General features: G+C 59.7%; 2 protein-coding genes. Both read left to right on the top strand.

Annotation, left to right across the window (positions count from 1 at the left end; all coding sequences use genetic code 11):
• A partial coding sequence (amrB, locus tag H5U08_RS14720) for an AmmeMemoRadiSam system protein B (RefSeq protein ID WP_297034662.1) occupies nucleotides 1-1356 on the top strand: 1356 nt, incomplete at its 5' end.
• 538 nt (nucleotides 1357-1894) lie between these two features.
• A partial coding sequence (locus tag H5U08_RS14725) for a prenyltransferase/squalene oxidase repeat-containing protein (protein WP_297034665.1) occupies nucleotides 1895-2857 on the top strand: 963 nt, incomplete at its 3' end.

Below are 2857 nucleotides of genomic sequence, written 5' to 3' on the forward strand. Positions count from 1 at the left end.
GCATTGGCACATCACAATCTTCTGGCGATGTTCCAAGGGGCAACGCCCAACTATTACACTTCCGCCGCCTTCGATGGCCCGGTTCAAGGAGTGGTGCTCACTATCAAACAGGTCAACGACGGAGCGGCACCGGAGCGGGTGATGGAAGCCAGCAGGGTCTTCCCGCGCGGCGAACTCCCCCTCCAGGCGACGCTCATGGATCTTCTGCAAACGATCGTGGCCGGGTTTCGAGGCCAGCAACTCGATCCCCGATTCGTCGGTTCTCTGCGGACCGGTTTGACAGTCTTCGTGGAGCCGCACCATATCGGAACGGCCGTGGACTGTGCTCTGGACGGAGTCGATCCGCGTTTTCATGCGCTGTGCCTCGTTCAGGATGATCGCTGGGCTGCGCGATATGACCCCTCTCAAAATACTGCCGAGCTGTTTGAAGCCGTCATGAAACGGCTCAAATCGTCGCGGCCTTCTCACGCCCAGGTGTATCGCTTGACGGCGCTCTCCACGGAAGACTCGGTGGAGGCATCCAATGTGAGCCGCCCCGTTGTTGGTCCATCAGTTCGCCCCGCTGCCGTGGCCGGTCAGTTTTATCCCGGTACCGCCAACGGTGTGGACGAGTTTCTCAATGAGATGCTTCCGCAGAATGTGCAGCGCGAAGAATGGGCCGCCGCTTTAGTTCCCCATGCCGGCTGGCGATACTCCGGAAAACTTGCGGCAGAAGTTTGGGCACGGCTGCAAGTACCCCGCCAGGTGATCATTTTTGGTCCCAAGCATCACGTGATTGGATGCGATTGGGCTGTGACTCCCCATCGCACATGGGCGTTACCGGGACTCAGTCTTCATGCTGACCCGGAATTGGCGGAGGCGTTGGTGAAGGCCGTTCCCTTCATGGAACTGGATGCCGCTGCCCATGCCATGGAACATTGCATCGAAGTGCAGTTGCCCATTGTGGCCCGGGTGGCCTCCGCAAGCCGAGTGGTGGGCGTGGTCATGCATGGAGGCGACTATGACGTCCTTCAAAAAGCGGCTGCCGAGTTCGCGGCCTTCCTTGCCACATTGGATCCAATTCCGCTGCTGGTGATTTCCTCCGATATGAATCACTACGCCGACGAGCAGACAACGCGGCGGCTCGACCGGATGGCCCTCGATGCCCTCGAGGCGCGTGACCCTCTTCGACTGTGGAAAACCGTCCGGGAAAATCGCATCAGTATGTGCGGCATTGTTCCCGCAGTGTTTGTCCTGGAAACTCTCCGTCAGATGGGTCGTCTCAATGAGTGCGAGCTCGTCGGCTACACGACAAGTGGCGAGGTGTCGGGACGTCAGGATCGCGTGGTCGGATACGCGGGAGCTCTGTTCCGGTGATGCGTCAGAAAATACTGCCGGACGCCATGCAGAGTTGAATTGTCAGGATTTCCGTGGGGTGCTACACTAGACCGCAGAGGTTTGCGGGCAACGGATGGCAGTCGACCACGGCTGGAACCGATGATAACAACAGGAAAATTGTCTTTTCGGAATGGTTAAAATCGTCTTCGACGAGTAGCATCATGCGTGATTGGGAGCCAGCGAATCTGGGGATTTCAGCATAATGACGCCGTCTGCTCCCCAACCATTCCAGAATCCGCAGTCATCAGGTGGACCTGAAGGTCAGGACCAGTCTCGGAACTCTCCGGTCCCGCCGTCAGGTTTTCCCGACCAGGCTCCCCGTATTGTCCCGCAACCTTTCCCGGGGGCTGCACCAACCGCTCCAAGCGTCAACTCCGGCGCCGGATCTCCTGCCCGACCTGTGCCGATTCCGGTGGCCCCACCGGGCGTCGCAGGAGCCCACTCGGGCGTGGTTACGCCCCAGACCAGAGCTCCCGCTCACCCCGCCTTTCCCCAGGCTGCTCCGGGGCGTCCAGCCGTGCCGAGAGGAGGCACTCACCCGCCGGACCAAGAGGATGACCAAACGGAGGATCTGGGCGACACTCTGGTGTACTACGCCCAGCCCTGGCTCATCAGCGCGATTGTTCACATGATTCTTTTGATTATCTTGGCGCTGATTGTTATTCCGCAATTTTTTCACCGGGAAGTGGATCTCACCGCAGAGATTTACGCGGAGAAACTCGGCGATCAGCTCGAATTCGATTCCCCGTTTGCCGGGAACGATCCGGAAAAAGTGGAGGAGCCACTGCTCACTCCGCCCGATCTCAATCGCGTGGAAAACCCCTTCGCGGCGCCGCCTCCGGCCGAAATAATCCCGGAAGGTGTGACCTCCACAAGCGATCTGCAAGCGACCGTCATCGGTTATGCCCTGAAGGGACGAGATGAGGGTGCGAAAGAAGCGCTGTTAGCGGCGTATGGCGGCACGGCGACGACCGAAGCGGCCGTGGCCCTTGGGCTGGCCTGGCTCGCACGACAGCAGAGGAAGGACGGTTCGTGGAGCCTGGTGGGGCCTTATACCAATGGAGCTCAGGACGAGAATCCGGAAGCCGCCACGGCAATGGCCCTCCTCGCGTTTCAGGGGGCCGGCGTCACACATAAACGAGGCAAGTTCCGCGAAAATGTCGCCCGAGGCTGGGATTGGCTCCTTCAACAACAGGACGCCGACGGAAACTTCTTCCACGAAGGAGCGTTCAACCACCGCTTTTATACCCAGGGCCAGTGCACAATTGCCCTCTGTGAAATTTACGGGATGACGCGCGATGACCGATTTCGGGAGCCGGCGCTTCGCGCGGTCGATTACCTCATCCGTGCCCAAAGCTCGGAAGGCGGCTGGCGGTACAGTCCTAACGCGGATAGTGACGTCTCCGTGACGGGTTGGATCGTCATGGCTTTGCAAAGTGCCAGAATGGCTGGCCTGGAAGTCCCCGCCGACGTCTTCCGC

The sequence above is a fragment of the Thermogutta sp. genome, from assembly GCF_014359955.1.
In the GTDB taxonomy this organism is placed as follows: domain Bacteria; phylum Planctomycetota; class Planctomycetia; order Pirellulales; family Thermoguttaceae; genus Thermogutta.